The sequence below is a fragment of the Chromohalobacter canadensis genome (assembly GCF_034479555.1).
GTDB lineage: Bacteria > Pseudomonadota > Gammaproteobacteria > Pseudomonadales > Halomonadaceae > Chromohalobacter > Chromohalobacter canadensis.
The window spans coordinates 1,465,097-1,486,702 of sequence record NZ_CP140151.1 but is presented as its reverse complement, the minus strand read 5'-3'; the positions used below and the strand labels follow the sequence as shown (position 1 = coordinate 1,486,702).

General features: G+C 60.5%; 20 protein-coding genes, 1 pseudogene and 1 CRISPR repeat array (1 of these 22 running past the window's edge). Of the genes and pseudogenes, 13 read left to right on the top strand and 8 right to left on the bottom strand.

Going from position 1 to position 21,606, the window contains the following annotated elements; genetic code table 11:
- Positions 1-67: 67 nt before the first annotated feature.
- The gene (locus SR908_RS07045; RefSeq protein WP_246925890.1) at positions 68-1,036 is read left to right on the top strand and encodes an ABC transporter substrate-binding protein; all 969 of its coding nucleotides are present in this window, start codon (positions 68-70) and stop codon (positions 1,034-1,036) included.
- 69 nt (positions 1,037-1,105) lie between these two features.
- On the opposite strand, the gene SR908_RS07040 is transcribed toward SR908_RS07045, so the two are convergent.
- From SR908_RS07040 to SR908_RS07025, 4 genes are read right to left on the bottom strand one after another with little or no spacing between them, the layout of a single operon-like run.
- A complete protein-coding gene (locus SR908_RS07040) occupies positions 1,106-2,059 on the bottom strand; it encodes a metal ABC transporter substrate-binding protein (protein WP_246925892.1) in 954 nt (317 codons plus the stop codon).
- A 37-nt stretch (positions 2,060-2,096) separates the two neighbouring features.
- On the bottom strand, positions 2,097-3,011 hold the full coding sequence (locus tag SR908_RS07035; protein WP_246925895.1) for a metal ABC transporter permease: 915 nt from the start codon (positions 3,009-3,011) through the stop codon (positions 2,097-2,099).
- Positions 2,996-3,745, bottom strand: coding sequence for a metal ABC transporter ATP-binding protein (locus tag SR908_RS07030; protein ID WP_246925898.1), 750 nt, complete (start codon positions 3,743-3,745; stop codon positions 2,996-2,998). The genes SR908_RS07035 and SR908_RS07030 overlap by 16 nt, the downstream gene beginning before the upstream one ends.
- Positions 3,742-3,882 carry a hypothetical protein gene (locus tag SR908_RS07025; RefSeq protein WP_246894977.1) on the bottom strand — a complete coding sequence of 47 codons (141 nt, stop codon included), beginning with the start codon at positions 3,880-3,882 and terminating at the stop codon, positions 3,742-3,744. The genes SR908_RS07030 and SR908_RS07025 overlap by 4 nt, the downstream gene beginning before the upstream one ends.
- A gap of 341 nt (positions 3,883-4,223) precedes the next feature.
- Between SR908_RS07025 and SR908_RS07020 the strand changes: the two genes are divergently transcribed.
- From SR908_RS07020 to SR908_RS07000, 5 genes and pseudogenes are all read left to right on the top strand, one after another.
- Entirely contained in the window at positions 4,224-4,502 is a 279-nt protein-coding gene (locus SR908_RS07020) for a BCCT family transporter (RefSeq protein WP_322527391.1), read from the top strand.
- 66 nt (positions 4,503-4,568) lie between these two features.
- Entirely contained in the window at positions 4,569-5,558 is a 990-nt protein-coding gene (locus SR908_RS07015) for an IS481 family transposase (RefSeq protein ID WP_322527376.1), read from the top strand.
- Positions 5,549-7,369 (top strand): annotated as a pseudogene (gene betT / locus SR908_RS07010) (choline BCCT transporter BetT); the annotation flags it as partial. The gene SR908_RS07015 and the pseudogene betT, both read left to right, overlap by 10 nt.
- Before the next feature lie 183 nt (positions 7,370-7,552).
- Positions 7,553-7,831: a type II toxin-antitoxin system RelE/ParE family toxin gene (locus SR908_RS07005; protein WP_040240736.1), complete on the top strand. Its 279-nt coding sequence runs from the start codon at positions 7,553-7,555 to the stop codon at positions 7,829-7,831.
- Positions 7,832-7,842: 11 nt separating this feature from the next.
- Complete coding sequence (locus tag SR908_RS07000; RefSeq protein WP_040240739.1) at positions 7,843-8,124, top strand: HigA family addiction module antitoxin; 282 nt, start codon at positions 7,843-7,845, stop codon at positions 8,122-8,124.
- 66 nt (positions 8,125-8,190) lie between these two features.
- Here the strand turns inward: SR908_RS07000 and SR908_RS06995 are convergent, their stop codons facing one another.
- From SR908_RS06995 to SR908_RS06980, 4 genes are all read right to left on the bottom strand, one after another.
- Positions 8,191-8,346, bottom strand: a complete 156-nt coding sequence (locus SR908_RS06995; protein WP_179702992.1) for a hypothetical protein — start codon at positions 8,344-8,346, stop codon at positions 8,191-8,193.
- A gap of 165 nt (positions 8,347-8,511) precedes the next feature.
- A complete protein-coding gene (locus SR908_RS06990; protein ID WP_246894979.1) occupies positions 8,512-9,081 on the bottom strand; it encodes a DUF2335 domain-containing protein in 570 nt (189 codons plus the stop codon).
- On the bottom strand, positions 9,053-9,250 hold the full coding sequence (locus tag SR908_RS06985) for a hypothetical protein (protein WP_178998341.1): 198 nt from the start codon (positions 9,248-9,250) through the stop codon (positions 9,053-9,055). Before SR908_RS06985 ends, SR908_RS06990 begins: the two co-directional genes overlap by 29 nt.
- A 225-nt stretch (positions 9,251-9,475) precedes the next feature.
- Positions 9,476-10,342, bottom strand: a complete 867-nt coding sequence (locus SR908_RS06980; RefSeq protein ID WP_246923994.1) for a WYL domain-containing protein — start codon at positions 10,340-10,342, stop codon at positions 9,476-9,478.
- 164 nt (positions 10,343-10,506) lie between these two features.
- Here SR908_RS06980 and SR908_RS06975 point away from each other — a divergent pair, with 164 nt between their 5' ends.
- From SR908_RS06975 to cas2, 7 genes are all read left to right on the top strand, one after another.
- On the top strand, positions 10,507-12,732 hold the full coding sequence (locus tag SR908_RS06975) for a CRISPR-associated endonuclease Cas3'' (RefSeq protein WP_246923991.1): 2,226 nt from the start codon (positions 10,507-10,509) through the stop codon (positions 12,730-12,732).
- Positions 12,733-13,089: 357 nt separating this feature from the next.
- On the top strand, positions 13,090-13,758 hold the full coding sequence (gene cas5c, locus SR908_RS06970; protein WP_246923988.1) for a type I-C CRISPR-associated protein Cas5c: 669 nt from the start codon (positions 13,090-13,092) through the stop codon (positions 13,756-13,758).
- Positions 13,755-15,557, top strand: a complete 1,803-nt coding sequence (gene cas8c, locus SR908_RS06965; protein ID WP_246923986.1) for a type I-C CRISPR-associated protein Cas8c/Csd1 — start codon at positions 13,755-13,757, stop codon at positions 15,555-15,557. The genes cas5c and cas8c overlap by 4 nt, the downstream gene beginning before the upstream one ends.
- Complete coding sequence (cas7c, locus tag SR908_RS06960; protein ID WP_246923984.1) at positions 15,554-16,423, top strand: type I-C CRISPR-associated protein Cas7/Csd2; 870 nt, start codon at positions 15,554-15,556, stop codon at positions 16,421-16,423. Before cas8c ends, cas7c begins: the two co-directional genes overlap by 4 nt.
- Positions 16,424-16,433: 10 nt before the next feature.
- Positions 16,434-17,072 (top strand): CRISPR-associated protein Cas4, encoded by a 639-nt coding sequence (gene cas4 / locus SR908_RS06955; protein ID WP_246923982.1) that lies wholly within the window; start codon positions 16,434-16,436, stop codon positions 17,070-17,072.
- Between the two features lie 3 nt (positions 17,073-17,075).
- Positions 17,076-18,116, top strand: coding sequence for a type I-C CRISPR-associated endonuclease Cas1c (gene cas1c, locus SR908_RS06950; protein WP_246923979.1), 1,041 nt, complete (start codon positions 17,076-17,078; stop codon positions 18,114-18,116).
- A gap of 14 nt (positions 18,117-18,130) precedes the next feature.
- Positions 18,131-18,421, top strand: a complete 291-nt coding sequence (gene cas2, locus SR908_RS06945) for a CRISPR-associated endonuclease Cas2 (RefSeq protein ID WP_246923976.1) — start codon at positions 18,131-18,133, stop codon at positions 18,419-18,421.
- Positions 18,422-18,610: 189 nt separating this feature from the next.
- Positions 18,611-21,606: a CRISPR direct-repeat array (repeat unit 33 nt; unit sequence GTCGCGGCCCGCACGGGTCGCGCGGATAGAAAC) (it continues 2,551 nt past the right edge of the window).

Below are 21,606 nucleotides of genomic sequence, written 5' to 3'. Positions count from 1 at the left end.
CTCACATAAAACAGTGTTATCATGCCGCGCGCTCCCAATAAAAACCAATTAGGTAAGGAGAACTGGCATGAACGCATCACCTTCTCTGGTCTCTCGCGGTACACGTGCCGTGCTACTCGGCGCTTGTCTGGCTGCTGCCCCGCTTGGAATGGCGCAGGCCCAGGACGATACGACCGAGGTGCGCTTTTCAGTGCCGCCGTGGCCAGGCGTCACGGTGAAGACCGAACTCGCCGCGCAACTACTCGAGACGCTGGGCTACACGCCACAGCAAGAACAACTCGGTACCACCATCACCTATCAAGCGCTCAACGAAAATGAGCTCGACGCCTTCCTGGCGGGCTGGTTGCCAGCACAGCAAGGTATGTACGACAAGGCCATGGAGGAAGGCACCCTGGTCGACTTGGGTAATAACGTCGACGGCGCGCGCATCGGCTTTGCGGTGCCCCGTTATGTGGCCGAGGCCGGCGTGACCTCCGCCGAGGACCTCGACACCCCGGAAAACGCCGAGCGCTTCGGCCGCACGGTGTATTCCATCGAGACCGGCACGGGCATGAGCGAGCAGCTCAACGCTGGCGTCGACAGCGACATGTACGGCCTGGGCGACTGGGAGCTTTCCGAGACCTCCACGCCGGGCATGCTGGGCGCCGCCGACAGTGCCATCAACAACCAGGAATGGATCGTCTTCGCTGGTTGGACGCCGCACTGGATGAACATCAAGTATGATCTCGCCTACCTCGACGACCCGAAAGACCTATGGGGCGAAGACGGTGGCCGCAGCGATGTGCGCACCTTGGTCACGAAGGAATTCTCCGAGGCGCACTCCAACGCCACCAGACTGCTCGATCAGTTGGACTTCACCGCCGACGATCAGAGCGACATGATTCGCCGCTACGATCAGGACGAAATGCCCAAGGACGAAGCCGCCATCGCCTGGATGCGCGATAACGCCGATAAAGTGGAAGGCTTCCTCGATGGCGTCACCACGCGTGACGGCGAGCCCGCTTGGCCGGTGGTGAAAGAAGCATTCGATCTGTAAGGCCACACTGGTAAGCGATACGCAAAAGGGCGGTGCCTTGGCACCGCCCTTTGTCGTTTCCGGAGGGGCTCAGTCGTCGAGGGCTTGCGTCAGCTCGTCGACGTTGTGTTTGAACATGCCGAGGTAAGTGCTGGCCTCGCCGTCACTGGCCAGGGCGCCCGCATAGAGCGTGCCGCCGATGGCGACGCCGGTTTCGTCCGCGAGTTGTTCGAGAAGTGCCGGATTGGTCATGTTTTCCAGGAATAGCGCTTGGACGTCGCGTTCCTGGATCTGTCGGATCAGCTTGGCCATATCGGCGGCGCTGGGCTCTGCGGCGGTGGAGAGTCCTACCGGGGAGAGCACGTCCAGCCCATAGGCATTGGCGAAATAGCCGAAGGCATCGTGATTGGTGATCAGCACGCGATTGGCCTCGGGAATCTCGCCGATCCGCTGTTGAACCTTGTTATCCAGAGCGTCGATGGCCTCGATGTATTGCCCGGCGTTGCGGCGATAGTCATCGGCGTGGGCGGGGTCCGCCTCGACGAGCGCGTCACGGATGTTCTCCACGTACCGCTTGCCGTTTTGCAGGTCCTGCCAGGCATGCGGGTCTTCCGGGCCATGCTCTTGGTCAGCACCATGGCTATCATCGTGGTCGTGGTCGTGGTCGTGGTCGTGGTTCGCGTGTTCTTCGCGCTCTTCGTCGAAGCTCAGGGCGTCGATGCCCTGGCTGGCGATGACGACCGGCCCTGCATAACCGCTGGCCTCCACCAGGCGGTCCAGCCAGCCTTCGAAATGCAGGCCGTTGACGACGAACAGGTCGGCCTCGCCCACGGCGCGTGCATCGGTGGGGCTGGGGGAGAAGACATGGGCATCGCCATCCGGGCCGACCAGGGTGGTGACGTCGATATGCTCGCCGCCGATGTTCTCGACCATATCACCGAGAATGCTGAAGCTGGCGACGACGTTCAACGGCGCCTCGGCACGCGCTGCGCTGGAAAGCGTCAGGACGGCGGCGCCGAGCAGTAACGTCAAAGACTTGGACATGCAGTTTCCCTCTTGTCGGTGATAAGGCCGGTCAGGCTCATGATGGCGTGCAAGTTTTCTCGTCTGTTTCCAACGGCGTGGCGCGACGCCGTACGCGTGCCAGCAGACTGCCGTGACGACCACACAGCGCCGAGGCGAGATAGGCAAGGCCGGCGACCAGGATGATGCACGGGCCGGAGGGCAGGCCCAGATGATACGAGACCAGCAGGCCGCCGGTGCTCGAGACCATGGCGATGAGGATGGACAAGCCGATCAAGCCCTCCAGCCGCTGCGACCAGAAGCGTGCAGTGGTGGCGGGCAGCATCATCAGGCCCACCGCCATCAACGTGCCCAGCGTCTGAAAACCGGCGGTGAGGTTGAGCACCATCAGCCCTAGAAAAACGCCATGCACCAGGCCGCCGCGAATCCCCTGGCCGCGCAGGAAAAGCGGATCGAGGCATTCGACCACCAGCACGCGGAAGATCAGTGCCATGACCAGCAGCGTAGCGCTGGCCACCGAGGCGATCAGCCATAGCGCGGTGTCGTCGATGGCGAGGATGGAGCCGAACAGCACATGGGTGAGATCGACACTGCTCCCGCGTAGCGAGACCAGCATGACCCCCAGCGCCAGAGAAATCAGATAGAAGCTAGCCATTGCCGAGTCTTCGCGATGGCCGGTCATACGCGACACGCTGCCCGCCAGCCCGGCCACCAACAGGCCGGCCACCAGGCCGCCGAGACTCATCGCCGGTAGCGAGAACCCCGCCAGCACGAAGCCCAGTGCCACGCCCGGCAGTACCGCATGGGCCATGGCATCGCCGACCAGGCTCATGCCGCGCAGCATCAGGAACACGCCCAAGGGAGGTGCTGCCAACGACAGCGCCAGGCCGCCGACCAGCGCGCGGCGCATGAAGGCGTAATCGGTCAGCGGGGCGATGAGCCACGCATCCAGCGTGGTCAATAGGTCGAGCATGGCGGCACGTCCGGCAGGTTCAGGGAAATAAAAGGCGCCTGGGTATGCGCGTGGCGGCGCGCTGGCGCATGATGCCGCTCGAGCAGTGTGGCCGGCTCGACCCACTGGCCGTGGCCACCCGCCAGCAGCAGTACGCAATCCGCCAGGCGTGCCAGCTGCTCCATGTCATGCAAGACGACGATGACCGTGGCGCCGGCATTGGCGACGTCGCGCAGGCTGTCGCAGAGAATCTCCACGGTGTGCGTATCGACATTGGCGAAGGGCTCATCGAGCAGCAGCAGTTCCGCCTCCTGCATCAGTGTGCGACCGAGTAGCGCCCGCTGACGCTGGCCACCGGAAAGCTCGCCGAGCGGTCGGTGCGCCAGGCCGCTCAGCCCCAGGCGCTGCATGACCCCATGCATGTGTCGGTAGTCGTCCGGGCCGTAGCGTTTGAAGGTGCCGTGAGTGGGCCAGCGCCCGGTCAGCATCAACTCCTCGACGCTCATCGGGAAGGTGAGATCCAGCGCTAGCTGTTGCGGCAGCCAGGCGCGGCGCTCCTTGGGCATGGAGCAATGCACATGGCCGGAAAGCGGCGACAGTAACCCCATGATCGCCTGGATCAAGGTGCTCTTGCCGGCCCCATTGGCACCGACCAGCGCGGTGATCGCGCCATCCTCGAACGTCCCGCTGACGTTCTCCAGCACCGTGCGCCCGCCTTGGGCGAGTGTTAGATCCTCGAGCGTCAAGCGGCTCATGCAAAGGCTCCCATGGCCCACGCCACGGCCAACCACAACAGGCCCAGCGGCAGCAGTGCCAAAAGCACGCGGCGCCCGGCGCCCATCGACATCAGTGAAAAGTGACAAGGCCCATCCGGGCGGTGACGATGTGGCATAACAACTCCTTTGAATGACGGGGAGGTTATAACATAACAAAACGCTTGCCAAGCGCTTTACCGCTACCTGTGAAAAAAGCGTAATAGGATAGCGTTTTCGGTAGAGGAGGGGGAAGTATGCACTTGCTTCGCCCGTGGGCGATGGGGCATGAGTTTTTCTATGCGCGATGGCCGATACGCGGCACAAGGCTTGACTGAGGCATAAAGAATTGTTTTCTTTATACGCCTGTTCAATAAACGGCACTTTTCCGTATTGCTTCTAAGCTAGTAGAAGCGGCGTGCCGAGTCGTGCGTCTGCTGCCGTGAACGCAAACCTTGCCTGAACCAGATCAGGAACTCTTATGACGACACAATCCAATAATGAGGCGCCGTCACGCGATCGCCTCAATGGGCCGGTGTTCTACAGCTCGGTGGTCGGTATCGTCGCCTTCTCGCTGTGGGCCATGATAGCCACCGACCAGGCCAATACGGTCATCAATGCCATCCTCGGCTGGATCTCCAATACCTTCGGTTGGTACTACTTTCTGACCGTGGTGATCTACCTGGTCTTCGTGATCTACCTAGGGTTCTCGCGCTACGGCAATATTCGCCTAGGTGTAGGGTCCCGGATGATCAGATGAGCTATAGAAGTTATCCTTTGCTGGCCGCCAAGGAGCTTCTTCACCAGTTCATCCGGGAGCAAGGATATGGACATCAAGCTACATAAACAGGCGACCACCACTCCGAAGATCCGGGCCGAGATCCAGGCAGCGCCTTCCAGCATCAGCGACAGCGAGCTAGCACGCCAGTACGGCGTCGCCGTCTCGACCATCCGGCGCTGGCGGTACCGTGACGATGTCCAGGACCGACCGCACACGCGTCACAACCTGCTGGCCACGCTCACTTCCGAACAGGAAGAGGTGCTGATCGCGGCGCGCGAATTCCTGCGCCTCGGCCTGGATGATCTGCTCGTCGTGGCGCGTGAGTTCCTCAATCCTGGCTTGTCGCGTTCTGGTCTGCATCGCATGCTCAAGCGGCGCGAGGTGCCGACACTGGCAGAGCTGTCTAGACGGGACGCGGGCGACGATGAGAAACCCCGGCACAAGCCCTTCAAAGATTATGAGCCGGGCTACGTGCACATCGACATCAAGCACCTGCCCCGGATGCCCGATGAGGAGCAAAAACGCTACCTGTACGTCGCCATCGATCGCGCCACGCGCTGGGTCCATCTGGAGGTGAGACGCAGCCAGTCCGCGAAGGATGCGCGGGCGTTCATGAAGCGGGTGGAGGAGAAGGCTCCCTTCCAGGTCCAGACGGTACTGACCGACAACGGCAAGTCATTCACCGATCGCTTCACGCGGGCGGGGGAGCGCAAGCCCAGCGGGAATCACCCGTTTGACCAAGAGTGCCAGGCCCTTGGTATCGAGCACCGTCTGATCAAGCCGGGAAGACCGCAGACAAACGGCATGGTGGAGCGCTTCAACGGCCGTATCAGCGATGTGCTGGCGACTCGGCGCTATACCTCAGGCGAGGACCTGGAGCAGACGCTCAAACGCTACACCTGGCTGTACAATCACCACATCCCGCAGAAGGCGCTGCACCATCAATCACCGATTGCGATGATGAAGGAATGGCAGACCAAGCGTCCTGAGTTATTTACCAAGCGGGTAGTCAATCACACGGGACCCGACACCTAGGGCCTGAACACTCACGACCCGACTTCAATATCTTCTCGTGGTCGGCGATGCTGTTCTCTGCGGGGATCGGCATCGGGGTGATCTTCTTCGCGCTGGCCGAGCCGCTGACGCAGTTCTACAACGCGCCTAACGCGCCCGAGGATCAGGTCGCCGCGGCGCGTCACGCCATGGAGTTGACCTTCCTGCACTGGGGGCTTTCCGGCTGGGGAATCTATACCCTGGTGGGCATGGCGCTGGCCTTCTTCAGCTACCGGCACAACCTGCCGCTGACCATCCGCAGCGCGCTCTACCCGATCTTCGGTAACAGGATCTACGGCATGATCGGCCACGTGGTCGATACCGCCGCCGTGATGGGCACGGTCTTCGGCATTGCCGCTAGCCTTGGGATCGGGGTCATCCAGCTCAACTTCGGGCTGGACTATATGTTCGGCATCCCAAAAGGCACCTGGACCCAGGTGGTGCTGGTACTGGGCATCGTGCTGTTCGCGACCATCTCCGCGGTGACCGGGGTGGAGCGTGGCATCCGCCGCCTTTCCGAGTTCAACATCCTGCTCGCGGTATTGCTGCTGCTGTTCGTGCTGTTCGCCGGCAAGACGATCTTCCTGCTCAATGCGCTGGTGATGAACATCGGCGACTACCTGACCAACTTCGTCAGCCTGTCGTTCAATACCTATGCCTTCGACCGGCCGACCGGCTGGCTGAACGGCTGGACGCTGTTCTTCTGGGCTTGGTGGATTGCCTGGGGTCCGTTCGTCGGGCTGTTCCTGGCGCGTATCTCGCGTGGCCGTACCATCCGCACCTTCGTGCTCGGTACCATGACGCTGCCGATCATCTTCATGTTCCTGTGGATGTCGTTGCTGGGTAACAGTGCCATCGACATGGCGATGAACGGCGCCAGCGAGTTCGGCGAGCAAGTGATGAACAATCCGCCTGCGGGGATCTACTTGTTCCTCGAATCGTATCCGCTGCCAATCCTGACTACTGCGGCGGTGAGTATTCTGGCGATCGTGTTCTTTATTACCTCCGGGGACTCCGGGGCGCTGGTACTCTCGAACTTCACCTCGAAGCTCAAGAACGTCAACAGCGACGCGCCGATTTGGATGCGCATTCTGTGGTCGGCGGTGATCGGTGTGCTGACCCTGTCGCTGATACTCGCTGGGGGACTAACGACGCTGCAGAGTGCGGTGGTGATCACCGGCTTGCCGTTCTCGGTCGTGCTGTTCTTCATGATGGCAGGACTGCTCAAAGCACTGAAGCTCGAGGCCTTCAAGGAAGACAGCCGGCGTCTGAGCCTGGCCGGCCAACTTTCCGGGCGTACCGGTGGCGGTGGAGAACGCGATACCCGCAACTGGCAGCAGCGTCTCCGGCGCGCCATGAGCTTTCCTGGCAAGAAGCAGGCGCGGCGCTTCATGGACGAAACCTGTAAGCCGGCCATGGAAGCCGTACGCGATTCGTTGCAGGAGCAAGGCGTATTCGTCGAAATTAATGAAGGCGTGCAGAATGGCGACGACTACATGTCGCTCAACGTCGACTTCGAGGACGAGCAGAACTTCACCTACCAGATCTGGAGTCAGGGCTTCTCGACGCCTGGATTCGCGATGCACGCCCCGCATGCCGACTCGCGCTACTACCGGCTGGAGGTTTATCTGCTCGAGGGTAGCCAGGGTTACGACCTGATGGGCTACACCCGCGATCAGGTGATCGGCGACATCCTCGACCAGTACGAACTGCACATGCAGTTCCTGCACCTCAACCGGATCGAGCCGGGCAACATCAACATGCCCGACAGCCCGGAACAGCCACCTTCATAAGGTGGGCTCGGTCGGCCGTTATGCGCGACCGGTCTCTTAAAAAGCTTGAGCCCCCGGTCGCGATGCGGCCGGGGGTTTTTGCGCGAGAGGGACTAGTAATACCAAAGGCTGCGAATCGTCTGGGCGTGCGGTTACCGAGTACGATCCTTTGTTTTTCGTATACCGAGTCTATACACTATACGAATGATCAAGAGCTTCCGACACAAAGGTCTGCGCAAGTTCTTTGAAACCGGCTCCACTGCTGGCATTCAGGCAAAGCACGCAACCAAGCTGCAAATACAGCTAACTGCGCTGGATAGCGCGACAGGCCCTGATGACATGAATGCGCCGGGTTGGAGGCTGCACCCCTTGTCCCGAAGCCTGAAAGGGCACTGGGCTATCATCGTCAACGGGAACTGGCGCCTCACCTTCACTTTCGAGGGTGAGGACGCCATTTTGGTTGATTATCAGGATTACCACTAGGAGGTCGTCGCATGAAGCGTATGCATAATCCTGCGCACCCTGGCGCCGTCTTGCGCGAGTACATTGGCGATCTCTCTATTACCGAGGCCGCCAAGCGACTGGGTGTAACGCGCGCTACGCTATCTCGGATTCTCAATGGCAGCGCCGGCATCTCGGCGGATATGGCGTTACGCCTCGAGCAAGCCCTGGGTACCAGCGCAGAGATGTGGCTGGAGATGCAGCTCAAGTATGAACTGTGGCAAGCATCGCAGCTGCCTCGCGCCCAGGTGACACCACTGCACGCGACGGGGTGATCGGGAGGTGAAGGACTGCTTGCTCACGCTTATAGGAAGTCTCTCGAATCTAGGAAGTCTCCCGAATCAATAAAGCCACTGGCGTAGGGCTTCGCGATTGCCGAGTTCGATTTGCTGGGCACGGGGATCGCCTTCCACGTGGCGATGATTGATGCCGTATTCGCGCAACACGTATTGGGCGAGCGCGCAGCGGCAGGTGATCGCCAGCATGTGCTCTTCCATGGCGTAGTCCTGCGCGATGGCAATGCCTCCAATGAGCCGTTCCCCGCAGGCGCAGGGATGAACCGTCTCGAAACATGATCCGGTAGGGTTTGCGGATCCGTTCCCCGCAGGCGCGGGGGTGAACCGTAAGCGCAAAATAGTCGGTGGGATTCAGGGTAGGGTGCGTTAGGCGTCGTCTTCTGGTGGCTGGCTACCTTTGCGTTGCTTTTCCAGAATGCGAGGAGCAACGAATATCGCGACCATGCCCACGAGATCCAGCGTTCCGATGACGCCCGCAGCAACAGAACTGAAGGGTGCGATCACGGTGGCTGCCACGAGGCCGACGATGGCAACGGTCAACCCGTATCGTTGTCCACGTTCATCTTTCTTGATAGCACCCTCTAAACCCTTGCTACGCATGTCGTGCGTATGGTGCTGCTCGTCGACGGCCATATTTACGATGAGGCGACGTGTTTCCTCATCATAGGCATTCAGTTGCTCTGGAGGCGGGAGAGGGCCTTGATAGCTCACTTGCCGCATCATGGCGACAGATTGGTTTTGTGGCTCGGGTGTGGGGGCACTGACGATCAGGTCGCCTAACCGTACCTGCTCTTCCTCGGAAAGCTGTCCATGATGCAACTGCTCAATAAGGCCGACGAGCTCCTTTTGAGTTTCCTCGTCGACCTGTTGCCCGTCTTGAAGGGAGAGGTCGCGTTGAGAAGGCTGCTCACCGTTTGGTGGCGTGGTTGAAGGCATATTGGCTCAAGGCTGAACGGAGGTGACTGCCAACAGTTGTCCAATGTTGGGCAATACGTTCTTGATCACTGCCCTTGGGCATGTATTGGGCGTAGTTTTCGACTGGCCAAACATCCATCACGGAGCCTGCTGCACGCAGGGTACGGCTGCTCGTTACGCGACGTTTCATGACCTTACTCCTGAATAATGTTTTCCAACGCTATACGTTCAGCACGTTATCTTGCCGACGTTGCAGCGCTAGGAAGATAGAATCCTATGTCAAAGATAGCGCAAAATAAACCGTACAGTGCGAGACCATTTTCGCGTGACTTGGCCATATGCGTGTTATCACTGTGCGAATCTCAAAGCGCCAGGCTTCATCGTCCAAGCCCCGCAAACGCAGGTGTCGCTCGCCTCAATAAAGCCACTGGCGTAGGGCTTCGCGATTGCCGAGTTCGATTTGCTGGGCACGCGGATCGCCTTCCACGTGGCGATGGTTGATCCCGTATTCGCGCAACACGTATTGGGCGAGCGCACGTCGGCAGGTGATCGCCAGCATGTGTTCCTCCATGGCGTAATCCTGCGCGATGAGCTCGCGTTCCGCATCGCTGAGGCGTCGATCGGGGATGATCTCCAGTGTCAGGCGGCGCTCCCAGTCTTCGTCATTCTCTTGGGCCGCGGCGGGCAAGGCATCGCCGATGGCCTCGGGGACGCCGCGAAAGCGCGATAACACGAAGTCGCGAAACGCTGCATTTTTCTCGCAATACGCGCGGACATGCCAGCGGCCCGCGGCATAGACCAGCGTATGCGGGGCGATGATTCTGTCCTCGCCACTTGGCGAGGAAAAGCTCGCGTACACCACCTCCAGCCGCTGCCGTTCACGTGCCGCCGAGACCACGGCCCGCACGACCTCGGGCGAGACATCCCGAATCGGCATCGGCACCGATTCCGTATTGGCCGCGCCCAGACCAAGCCCCACGAACTGTGGATTCAACGCATCGTGCGTGCCGAGCAGGTGCAGATATTCATCCACATGGCCGCGAATGAAGTGCGGGGTGAACTGCGGTGTCGGCACCCAAGCCTTGCGGGAGGTGTCATAGATGAGGTTATCCACCGCGACATCCTCGCGATAAGCGCGTAGCACCTGCTGCGCTCGGTCTTTGCCCAGGTGGAACGCCTCGCGCAGCGCCGAAGCCGTAACACGTCCCTCCCAGAACGCCAGCAGCTCGATCACGTGATACCGCGCCCAGGTATCCCAGGCGAGCGGCGACGTTTCCTTCATGACGTACCCCTCATGCTCTTCCCCTTGCGCAACCTGCCGTAAAATTCCCCTGGTGTTTTATCCATGGGGTGGTCGGGCTCAATCGACTTTGCTTATATGAGGGTAACAGAGCGTAATCGCGCTGTGATCGGAATGCTACGTATATGCTTGCTGCAGGTGTCTAAATGTTTTATGCCCACTCTTTGCCGGACGCCCCTCCCAGCAATTGGCAAACGCTGGAAAGTCACTTGGTCATGGTGGCTGAGCTTGCAGCTGAGCGTGCCGAGCGCTTTGGTATGGCCGAAGCTGGCTATGTGGCGGGACTGCTACATGATCTGGGCAAGTATAGTGCTGAGTTTCAAAAGCGTCTGAATGGCTCGAAGCAACGCGTGGATCACGCCACGGCGGGAGCCGTTGTCGCTAAAGAACGACTGGGCCCACTGGGTCATCTGCTGGCCTATGCCATAGCGGGCCATCATGCTGGGCTAGCGAACGGACGCGACGCGGGCGAACGTACCCCGTTGGTACACCGGCTCGAAGCCGAGCTTCCCGCGCTCGACCCCCGTTGGCAGCAGGAGCTCTCTCTGCCTGCCCAAATGAGACCGCCGGCACACTTTACGCAGCGTCGCGAGCGTGGCTTCTTTCAATACGCCTTCCTGACCCGGATGCTGTTTTCGTGTCTGGTCGATGCCGATTTCATTGATACCGAGAATTTCTATGCCCTGCATGAAAAAGGCGTGCCCCATGCCCGTGGCGGCGGCCCAAGGCTCGGCGTGTTGCGCGACGCATTGAATGATCATCTGGCAGCCTTCAAGACCGATAGCGCTGTCAATCGCCTGCGTGGTGACATACTGACCCATGTGCGCACTCAGGCTGAAAAATCACCGGGTCGTTTTACCTTGACGGTGCCCACCGGCGGCGGCAAGACGTTGGCATCATTGGCTTTTGCACTCGATCACGCCATCGCCCACGGTATGGATCGGGTGATCTACGTGATCCCATTCACAAGCATCGTCGAACAGAACGCAGCCGTGTTTCGTCGTGCGCTGGGCGAGTATGGCGACGCTGCCGTGCTGGAACATCACAGCGCTTTCGACAGCGATGCGCCGCGCAATCGTGATAGCCGTGAAAAACTCAGGCGCGACAGCGAGAACTGGGACGCGCCGATCGTCGTCACTACCGCCGTACAATTCTTCGAGAGCCTTTTCGCCGCCAAGACCTCGCGCTGCCGCAAGCTACACAATATCGCCAACAGCGTGGTGATCCTCGACGAGGCCCAGACCATGCCGCTTCCGCTGCTGCGCCCCAGCGTGGCGGCTCTGGACGAGCTCGCGCTCAATTATCGCACCAGCGTGGTGTTGTGTACGGCGACTCAGCCGGCACTGGCCGAGACCGATGACCCCGAGTGCAGCTTCACCGGTGGTCTGCGCGATCTGCATGAGCTGGCGCCTTGTCCGCAGGAACTTTATCGCCAGCTTGAGCGTGTCACCGTGCGCCATGTCGGCACCCTTGATGACGAGGCGCTGCGTGATGAGCTACTCGCCACCGAGCAGGTGCTGTGCATCGTCAATAATCGCCGCCATGCCCGGGCGCTGTTCGAGGCGATTGCCGAACAGCCCGGTGCCTATCATCTCACCACGTCGATGTGCGCGCTGCATCGCCGTCAGGTGCTGGCCGAGATTCTTCAACAATTGACGGAAGGCCAGCCCTGCCGCGTCGTTGCAACCTCGTTGGTCGAGGCTGGCGTGGATGTCGATTTTCCCCGCGTGCTGCGCGCCGAGGCCGGGCTCGATTCCATCGCTCAGGCCGCCGGACGTTGTAACCGCGAAGGAAAGCGTCACGTCTCCGACAGTGAAGTGCTTGTTTTCGCCACAGCTAACGATGAGTGGGCACCGCCGCCGGAGCTTGAGCAGTTCGCTCAGGTCAGCCGTGAAGTGCTCAGAAGCCATGGGAACGATCCGCTGTCTTTGGATGCCATTGATGCCTATTTTCGCCTGCTCTACTGGCAGCAGGGCGACAAGGCATTGGACCGGCACGACCTGCTTGGCCTGTGTGATAAAGGGCGCTTGGAAGGGCTGCCATTCGAAACCCTCGAGCAGAAGTTCCGCATGATCGAGAACACGCAGTGTACGGTGATCATTCCGTTTGACGAGACAGCACGTGATGCCATTCGGCGGCTTTCCTGGGCAGAAAGCGTCGGTGGTATTGCCCGTGACCTACAGCTCTACACCGTGCAGGTGCCGCGCCAAGGCTTTGCAGAGTTGGAACGTGCTGGTGCTATCGCTGCGGTCGAGCCGGATAAGTTCGGTGTGCAGTTCATGGTGCTGATCAACGAAGATCTCTATGACGAGCGGCTGGGGCTGAACTGGAATGAGCCGACGTTTATAAGGTCCGAGCGTTTTATAATTTGATAAATACAACAGATAGGAATTGATTTGAAAAGATAAGGAGACATAGACTGTTCACGAAGCCAACGTTGAGCGGATCGCTACAGGTCGTTCCTATGGATCATGAGCAGCCCCCAAGAAGCTTTAGATTCCTGTGTTCCATTCGAAATGGGCTCTTGCTGTTGGCTGCTGAATGGGGTGGTGCGAGATTGCGGCTTGAGGCGCCCGTTAAGCGTGTTGGTCTTTGGGTCTCGCTATCCATTTCGGGCCTTGGCATTTTTATGAGCTGGTTTGGATGGTGGAGCGGATAGAAACCTGTCGGTTGTATTTATTGTTGTCGCCCCGTTCTCCGGGGCGCGGATTCTGACTGGAGGTCTCTTGATGAGTTATGGAGTCAGGCTACATATTTGGGGAGAGCGGGCTTGTTTTACGCGCCCTGAACTCAAAACGGAAAGAGTCTCCTACGATGTCATCACGCCCTCGGCGGCGCGCGGCATTTTGGAGGCCATCCACTGGAAACCGGCGATTCGCTGGTGTATCGACCGCATCCATGTGCTGAAGCCGATTCGTTTTGAATCGATCCGCCGCAATGAGGTCGCCGGCAAGCTGCCCGCGGGTACGGTCAGCAAGGGTATTAAAAGCGGGCGCGTCGATGAAGTGCATTACTTCGTCGACCAGAACCGTCAGCAGCGTGCTTCTACCATCCTGCGTGACGTGGGGTATGTGATCGAAGCGCACTTCGAGTTCACGTCCCGTGCCGATGACAGCGACACACCCGGCAAGCACCTGGATATCTTCAATCGCCGCGCCCGTCAGGGGCAGTGCTTTCATATGCCGTGTCTGGGTACTCGAGAATTCCCAGCCGCTTTCGAACTGATCGAGTCCGAGCAGCAGATGCCGGCGGTGGACGATGATTTGAGTGGCGAGCGCGATCTTGGCTTCATGCTCCATGACATCGACTTCGCCAACGGAAAGACGTCGCGTTTCTATCGCGCCAAGATGCAGGATGGCGTGATTGAGGTACCTCCGTTTCAGGAGGCGCTGGCATGATCCTCTCCGCGCTCAATGACTACTACCGACGTCTTGCTGCTCAGGAAAAAGTGCCGGTACCCGGCTTCAGCAGCGAGAAAGTCAGCTATGCGCTGGTGTTTTCTCACGACGGTGAGCCAGTCGCCATTGATGATTTGCGTGATACGTCAGGCAAGAAACCAAGGCCAAGGTCGCAGCAAGTGCCGGTCGATAAGCGCCGCACGTCCGGGATTCATGCTTATCCACTATGGGATAAGACGGCCTATGCCTTAGGTGTTACCGCTGGAGAGGGTAAGCGCCTGGCAGATGAGCACGCCGCATTCAAGGCGCGTCAGTTGGCGCTGTTTGGTGGCTGCGATGATGCTGATCTATGCGCCTTCCTGAGGCTGCTCAAGCACTGGCAGCCGGAGAAGCTGGCTGAGCTTTCCGGCTACAGTGAAGAGATGCTGGACACTAACATTGTGTTCCGCCTCGATGGCCAGCAGCGCTACTTGCATGAAAACTCAATGGCGCGGAGCTTGTGGCGCACAGCGCTGGAAAACGACGAAGGCGTGGTCGGGCAGTGTCTGGTTACCGGTGAGATCGCTACCTTGGGTACCGACCATCCCGCCATTCGCGGGGTTCGGGATGCCCAGTCATCGGGTGCTTCCCTCGTCTCTTTTAACAGCGATGCTTACAACTCCTACGGCAACAAGGGGCAGGATAACGCCGCCATCTCGAAAGTCGCTATCTTCGGTTACTCCACGGCACTCAATTATTTGCTGCGCGGCGACAGCGACAATCACCAACGTCTACAAATCGGCGACACCACGGTGGTGTTCTGGGCCGAGGCCAGCGATGCGGTGCACGCCGAGGCCGCCGAAGACTTCTTCGCTATGCTCAACGAGCCGCCGAGCGACCAACAGGAGGCGGCACAATTGGGTAGCCTGCTGGGTCAGGTCGCCCAAGGGCGCCCATTGGCGGAGCTCGATCCCCGGCTAGAAAGTGGTACGCGCTTCTTCGTTCTCGGGCTGGCCCCCAATGCCGCGCGGCTCTCGGTGCGTTTCTGGTGCGCCGATACCCTGGACCGACTGGCTCGCCACTATGCTCAGCATCATCGGGATCTGGCGCTGGAGCCGGCGCCATGGAAAGGCATCGCGCCGGGAAGCTGGTGGATGGCTTTACAGACTGCACCGATGCGCGGCGGTCAGAAACCCAAGGCGGATGATGTGCCACCACAGCTTGCCGGTGAGCTAATGCGCTCGATTCTCACCGGCAGGCGTTATCCGCAGTCGCTGCTGTCCAATCTCGTCATGCGTTTTCGCAATGATGGTCACATCACTGGGGCGCGTATCGCGCTCTGCAAGGCCGTACTCGCGCGGACGGCGCGACTTGCGGCGCATTCCAATTCCCATACTCAGGAGGTGCCCGTGAGTCTCGATCGACACTCCACCCATCCCGGTTATTTGCTCGGACGACTATTCGCCGAGCTAGAAAACGCCCAGCGTGGCGCGCTAGGCAACCAGATTAACGCCACTATTCGTGACCGCTACTACGGCGCGGCGTCGGCGACGCCGGCCAGCGTCTTCCCGATGCTATTGCGCAATGCCCAGAATCACCTGTCGAACATGCGCAAGAAGGATAAGGGTGGGCTGGCACATACCCTCGAGCGTGAGATCGGGGCCATCGTCAACGGCCTTGGCGATACCTTTCCAAAGCATCTGAAGGTCGAAGACCAGGGGCGCTTCGCCATCGGTTATTACCACCAGTCGCAGGCGCGTTTCGCCAAGCGCGACAGCGCAACGACACCGGAAGAATCCACACAGGGAGACGACACATGACCGCTATCGCCAACCGTTATGAATTCGTGCTGCTGTTCGACGTTACCAACGGCAACCCCAACGGCGACCCGGATGCCGGTAACTTGCCGCGCCTCGACCCGGAAACCAATCAGGGGTTGGTCACCGATGTCTGTCTCAAGCGTAAGATTCGCAACTACGTTGAGCTGGAAAAAGAAGATGATGCTGGCTATGCCATCTACATGCAGGAAAAGTCGGTCCTCAATAATCAGCATAAAAAGGCATACGACGCTCTCGATATCAAGCCTGAGTCGAAGAAGCTACCAAAGGATGAGGCCAAAGCGCGCGACCTGACCGCCTGGATGTGTCAGAACTTTTTCGATGTGCGCACCTTCGGGGCAGTGATGACCACCGAGGTCAATTCCGGGCAGGTTCGTGGACCAGTACAGCTGGCCTTTGCCAGCTCGATCGATCCGGTTGTGCCCATGGAGGTCTCGATCACCCGCATGGCGGTCACCAACGAAAAGGATCTCGAAAAAGAACGCACCATGGGCCGCAAGCACATCATTCCCTATGGACTTTATCGCGTGCATGGCTATATCTCGGCCAAGCTTGCCGAGCGTACCAGCTTCTCAGAGGACGACCTTGAGCTATTGTGGCGTTCTTTGATCAATATGTTCGAGCATGACCGCTCTGCGGCGCGTGGCGAGATGTCGGCGCGTAAATTGGTCATTTTCAAGCATGATAATCCCATGGGTAATGCGCCGGCGCATAAGCTATTCGATAGCGTGAAAGTCGAGCGCGTCGATGGCGAGGCCGACTCTCCCGCACGCCAATACAGTGATTATCACGTTTCGGTCGACTCCGAGAGTCTACCGGCTGGTGTCAGCGTCGACGAGCGCCTGTAGGCCAGTGGGAATGGAGGACGAGGCCCGCCTAATCCCGCTCTCGGCGTTGCAGCACTATCTATACTGCTCGCGCCAGTGTGCGTTGATCCATCTCGAACGGCAGTGGGCCGAGAACCGCTACACCGCGGAAGGGCGCATCCTGCATGAACGCGCCGACCGTCTCGGCCACGAGCGTCGACGCGGCGTACATACCGCTATGGCACTGCCGCTGGCCCATGAGCGGCTGGGGCTGACCGGTGTTGCCGACGTGGTCGAGTTCGATGAGCGGGAAGAACAGGTCATCGTCCGGCCTATCGAGTACAAGCGCGGGCGGCCCAAGGCACATCGCGCCGACGAAGTGCAGCTCTGCGCTCAGGCGCTTTGTCTGGAAGAGATGTTGAACGTGGCAATCGAACACGGCGCGCTTTTTTACGGCAAGACGCGGCGGCGCAAGGACATACCTTTCGATGACGAACTTCGGGCACTGACGTTGGATGTTATCGCCGGCACCCGTGCGCTATTCGATGGCAACCGCACGCCGCTTGCCGTATACGAGGCCAAACGCTGCGACCGTTGCTCGCTGATCGAAGCCTGTCAGCCGCAGGTGATGGGCAAGCAGCGCTCGGCGCGTCGCTGGCTGGAGCGTCAGTTGCAATCACTCGACGAGTAACCCATGCGCCGTCAACTTAATACGCTTTACATCACTACCGAAGGTGCCTGGCTCAGGAAGGACGGCGCCAACATCGTCATGGAGGTGGAAGGCAAGGAACGTGCCCGCCTGCCGATTCATATGCTCGAATCGCTGGTTTGTTTCGGGCGTGTTCTGGTTTCACCGCCGCTGATGGGATTTTGCGCCGAGCAGGGTGTGACAATCACTCATCTCACTCCTTACGGGAAATTTCTGGCGCGCATTGAGGGGCCCGTGTCGGGCAACGTTCTGCTGCGCCGCACTCAATATCGCGTGAGCGATGACGAAACCGGCTGTGCCGCTATCGTACGTGGCGTGCTGATCGGCAAGGTACATAACCAGCGCGTCGTATTATCACGCGGCCTGCGCGACTACGGTGCCAAACTGCCGGAAGAGGAAAGGGCGCGGCTCGAAGGGGAGCGCGTTCGCATGAGCAGGATTGCACGCGACCTGCTGGTCGAGCCCACCACAGACAGACTGCGTGGATTGGAAGGGGAGGCGGCGCAGCGCTATTTCAGCGTGTTTGATCTGCTAATTCGTCATGAGAGCGATGCGTTTCGCTTTACGGGGCGCAATCGCCGTCCGCCGCGTGATTGCAGTAATGCGCTGCTTTCATTTCTCTATACCCTGCTGACTCACGACTGCCGCTCGGCGCTGGAGAGCGTTGGCCTCGACCCGGCGGTCGGCTTTCTGCATCGCGACCGGCCTGGGCGACCGAGCCTGGCGCTCGATCTTGCCGAGGAGTTCCGGCCGCTGCTGGGAGATCGCTTGGCGCTGTCGCTGATCAATCGACGCCAGCTACGTGAAAAAGACTTCATCATTGCCGAAAGTGGTGGCGTAACCTTGACGGAAGAGGCCCGCAAGACGGTACTGACCGCCTATCAGGAGCGCAAACGTGAAGAGCTCAATCACACCTTCATTGGCGAGAAGGCACCGATCGGCATGTTGCCTTTTCTCCAAGCGCAGCTATTGGCGCGCCATATACGCGGCGATCTCGATGCCTATCCGCCCTTTCTCTGGAAATAGACAGGGAGTTCTTCATGCTGGTACTGGTCAGCTACGATGTCAGCGTTACATCCGAGGGTGGCACACGGCGGCTACGACGGGTTTCGAAGGCCTGCCGCGATTTTGGGCAACGTGTACAATTCTCGGTCTTTGAAATCGAAGTCGAACCGGACCAGTGGACTCGACTGCGACAGAGCCTGATCGACTTGATCGATGAAGAGGTCGATAGTCTGCGTTTTTATTTTCTCGGACGTAACTGGCAGAAGCGCATCGAACATATTGGTGCCAAACCTGCCCTGGATATGAACGGCCCCCTCGTCTTTTAAGTGGCTCCACTGCCTGCGAACCGCAAGTGTCCCGCTATTTCCTGCCAAGTTCGCGGCTCTTTAACAAGTTGATTCAATAGCATTTGAAAGCTTTCAGTATCTAATAGCGGTCCATAGGCCGCATTTAAAGCAAGGGTTCGCTGATTTAGAGCGATTTTGTTTTATCACTCAATGAGTTATAAACGGGCAGTCGCGGCCCGCACGGGTCGCGCGGATAGAAACCGAAGGCACCGGTAGCGCGCACCCCCTCGTCCCAGGTCGCGGCCCGCACGGGTCGCGCGGATAGAAACATCGTCAGGTAGTTTTCCTGCGCAATGAGAACCTGTCGCGGCCCGCACGGGTCGCGCGGATAGAAACGCGGCCGCCCTGAGCAATGTCGTTGACCTGCTCGTCGCGGCCCGCACGGGTCGCGCGGATAGAAACATCTTCCACGCTACGGCATCAGCTCCACGGCTGGTCGCGGCCCGCACGGGTCGCGCGGATAGAAACGATAGCGTCGATGAATCGCCCTGCCTGGATCAGGTCGCGGCCCGCACGGGTCGCGCGGATAGAAACACCATCACCGACCTGATGCGCATCCTCGAGCAGGCGTCGCGGCCCGCACGGGTCGCGCGGATAGAAACTCGTCGACGAGGTTGATCGCATCGTCAACACCGGGTCGCGGCCCGCACGGGTCGCGCGGATAGAAACCGGGTGGGGTCGTGGAACAGCACCTGGGCGACCAGTCGCGGCCCGCACGGGTCGCGCGGATAGAAACTCGCCCGGCAAGCTGCATGGCGCGCGCGTCGACGGTCGCGGCCCGCACGGGTCGCGCGGATAGAAACAGGTTTAAGGAGGCTAGGATATGGCAATCCGTCCGGTCGCGGCCCGCACGGGTCGCGCGGATAGAAACTTGGACCAAAAGACCGCCGAGACACTGGACACCAGTCGCGGCCCGCACGGGTCGCGCGGATAGAAACTGATTCAGCCCTGACGGCGAAACGGTAGCCATATGTCGCGGCCCGCACGGGTCGCGCGGATAGAAACTCTAAGCCGTCATCGCGTTACCGTGGGGCGCATGGTCGCGGCCCGCACGGGTCGCGCGGATAGAAACTCGCCAGATCGGCGGCCTTGCCGAAGCATTCGCGTCGCGGCCCGCACGGGTCGCGCGGATAGAAACAACCCCGACAGCAACCCCTACATGAAGCCGATCGTCGCGGCCCGCACGGGTCGCGCGGATAGAAACAGGAATCGCTTGTCTGTTGCGCTGCCATCAAGCTGTCGCGGCCCGCACGGGTCGCGCGGATAGAAACTTCGAAGCCGCTGATGGTGACGCCTCGATCCCAGATGTCGCGGCCCGCACGGGTCGCGCGGATAGAAACCTTGAGTGGCCCCATGAGGAACTGCTCGGGGTCAGGTCGCGGCCCGCACGGGTCGCGCGGATAGAAACATGCTATAGGCACTCGCCTTTACCCACTTCACGAGTCGCGGCCCGCACGGGTCGCGCGGATAGAAACAGACCGACACAGGTCAGTGGTATGACCATGAGCGGTCGCGGCCCGCACGGGTCGCGCGGATAGAAACTGGCCTGCCTGGGAATGGGGGCCAAAAGGTATGCCGTCGCGGCCCGCACGGGTCGCGCGGATAGAAACATGTACAAGATCAACTCACTGACTCGCAGGCTGCCGTCGCGGCCCGCACGGGTCGCGCGGATAGAAACAATAAACTGACAGCCCCGTACAAGCAGTCCCTCATTGTCGCGGCCCGCACGGGTCGCGCGGATAGAAACTACGCGCTCTACAAGCGCAACGGTATCGCGCGCGGTCGCGGCCCGCACGGGTCGCGCGGATAGAAACTCCAGGCTAACGCCATCACCCCTCGCCAGGCTTGGGTCGCGGCCCGCACGGGTCGCGCGGATAGAAACAACAAAATGGGCTCGTCTGCCAAATCGGCATCGGAGTCGCGGCCCGCACGGGTCGCGCGGATAGAAACGCCGAAGTCGAGTCGCATCAGCAGGTTAAGAAAGGGTCGCGGCCCGCACGGGTCGCGCGGATAGAAACACCGCGCACCACGCCGACCAGGGACGCCGCTACGGTCGCGGCCCGCACGGGTCGCGCGGATAGAAACGCGATCACCAAGGGCTGGATTGAGATCAATCCCGTCGCGGCCCGCACGGGTCGCGCGGATAGAAACTCTTGCTCGGTGTAGAACGCATCGAAATACTGCTGTCGCGGCCCGCACGGGTCGCGCGGATAGAAACGAGCGTGGACTTGAGCGGATGGACGATGCCGGCGGTCGCGGCCCGCACGGGTCGCGCGGATAGAAACTGAGGAGCTGCGCAACGCCGAGGGCGCGGCTGATGTCGCGGCCCGCACGGGTCGCGCGGATAGAAACTCGCTCAGGCGAGCTTTGAAGCCAACGAGATCAGTCGCGGCCCGCACGGGTCGCGCGGATAGAAACAGCGGCGGCTCTGGATTGGCGTCCCTGCCGGCGTGTCGCGGCCCGCACGGGTCGCGCGGATAGAAACGAGAATCTCGTCGGCGACAACGCTACAGCGATGGCGTCGCGGCCCGCACGGGTCGCGCGGATAGAAACTCGAGCACTAACCCGCACCACTCGAACGCCCCAAGGTCGCGGCCCGCACGGGTCGCGCGGATAGAAACTTGGCGTGCTCTTCCATCTCGGAAGCGGTGAAGTAGTCGCGGCCCGCACGGGTCGCGCGGATAGAAACGAGAGCGAGGACGAATTGCGCCGCGCCCTGGAAGGTCGCGGCCCGCACGGGTCGCGCGGATAGAAACGTTGAGGCCGGTGACGGCGAGCACCAGGCCGGCAGTCGCGGCCCGCACGGGTCGCGCGGATAGAAACTCCTTATTGGTCCATCAGGTGCGCGACGTAACGCGTCGCGGCCCGCACGGGTCGCGCGGATAGAAACGGCCGTACTCGCTCGATGGTGGCGCCAGCGCCCCGTCGCGGCCCGCACGGGTCGCGCGGATAGAAACACCAAGTGGTCAAGAGCCGTGCTGCCGGTCTCGTGTCGCGGCCCGCACGGGTCGCGCGGATAGAAACTGGCGCGCCACTTCTGGCCTACGACATCCCGGTGGTCGCGGCCCGCACGGGTCGCGCGGATAGAAACTGGCCTACGACATCCCGGTGCTTCGACCATCAGCCGGTCGCGGCCCGCACGGGTCGCGCGGATAGAAACTGCA

What these genes read in the sequence shown, in the direction of transcription:
- SR908_RS07020 (WP_322527391.1), top strand. Translation starts at nt 4,224, where the DNA reads ATGACGACACAATCCAATAATGAGGCGCCGTCACGCGATCGCCTCAAT.
- SR908_RS06985 (WP_178998341.1), bottom strand. Translation starts at nt 9,250, where the DNA reads ATGAAACGTCGCGTAACGAGCAGCCGTACCCTGCGTGCAGCAGGCTCC.
- SR908_RS06975 (WP_246923991.1), top strand. Translation starts at nt 10,507, where the DNA reads ATGTTTTATGCCCACTCTTTGCCGGACGCCCCTCCCAGCAATTGGCAA.
- cas4 (WP_246923982.1), top strand. Translation starts at nt 16,434, where the DNA reads ATGGAGGACGAGGCCCGCCTAATCCCGCTCTCGGCGTTGCAGCACTAT.
- SR908_RS07015 (WP_322527376.1), top strand. Translation starts at nt 4,569, where the DNA reads ATGGACATCAAGCTACATAAACAGGCGACCACCACTCCGAAGATCCGG.
- SR908_RS07040 (WP_246925892.1), bottom strand. Translation starts at nt 2,059, where the DNA reads ATGTCCAAGTCTTTGACGTTACTGCTCGGCGCCGCCGTCCTGACGCTT.
- cas7c (WP_246923984.1), top strand. Translation starts at nt 15,554, where the DNA reads ATGACCGCTATCGCCAACCGTTATGAATTCGTGCTGCTGTTCGACGTT.
- SR908_RS07035 (WP_246925895.1), bottom strand. Translation starts at nt 3,011, where the DNA reads ATGCTCGACCTATTGACCACGCTGGATGCGTGGCTCATCGCCCCGCTG.
- cas8c (WP_246923986.1), top strand. Translation starts at nt 13,755, where the DNA reads ATGATCCTCTCCGCGCTCAATGACTACTACCGACGTCTTGCTGCTCAG.
- cas1c (WP_246923979.1), top strand. Translation starts at nt 17,076, where the DNA reads ATGCGCCGTCAACTTAATACGCTTTACATCACTACCGAAGGTGCCTGG.
- SR908_RS07005 (WP_040240736.1), top strand. Translation starts at nt 7,553, where the DNA reads ATGATCAAGAGCTTCCGACACAAAGGTCTGCGCAAGTTCTTTGAAACC.
- SR908_RS07000 (WP_040240739.1), top strand. Translation starts at nt 7,843, where the DNA reads ATGAAGCGTATGCATAATCCTGCGCACCCTGGCGCCGTCTTGCGCGAG.
- SR908_RS07030 (WP_246925898.1), bottom strand. Translation starts at nt 3,745, where the DNA reads ATGAGCCGCTTGACGCTCGAGGATCTAACACTCGCCCAAGGCGGGCGC.
- cas2 (WP_246923976.1), top strand. Translation starts at nt 18,131, where the DNA reads ATGCTGGTACTGGTCAGCTACGATGTCAGCGTTACATCCGAGGGTGGC.
- SR908_RS06990 (WP_246894979.1), bottom strand. Translation starts at nt 9,081, where the DNA reads ATGCCTTCAACCACGCCACCAAACGGTGAGCAGCCTTCTCAACGCGAC.
- SR908_RS07025 (WP_246894977.1), bottom strand. Translation starts at nt 3,882, where the DNA reads ATGCCACATCGTCACCGCCCGGATGGGCCTTGTCACTTTTCACTGATG.
- SR908_RS06995 (WP_179702992.1), bottom strand. Translation starts at nt 8,346, where the DNA reads ATGGAAGAGCACATGCTGGCGATCACCTGCCGCTGCGCGCTCGCCCAA.
- SR908_RS06980 (WP_246923994.1), bottom strand. Translation starts at nt 10,342, where the DNA reads ATGAAGGAAACGTCGCCGCTCGCCTGGGATACCTGGGCGCGGTATCAC.
- cas5c (WP_246923988.1), top strand. Translation starts at nt 13,090, where the DNA reads ATGAGTTATGGAGTCAGGCTACATATTTGGGGAGAGCGGGCTTGTTTT.
- SR908_RS07045 (WP_246925890.1), top strand. Translation starts at nt 68, where the DNA reads ATGAACGCATCACCTTCTCTGGTCTCTCGCGGTACACGTGCCGTGCTA.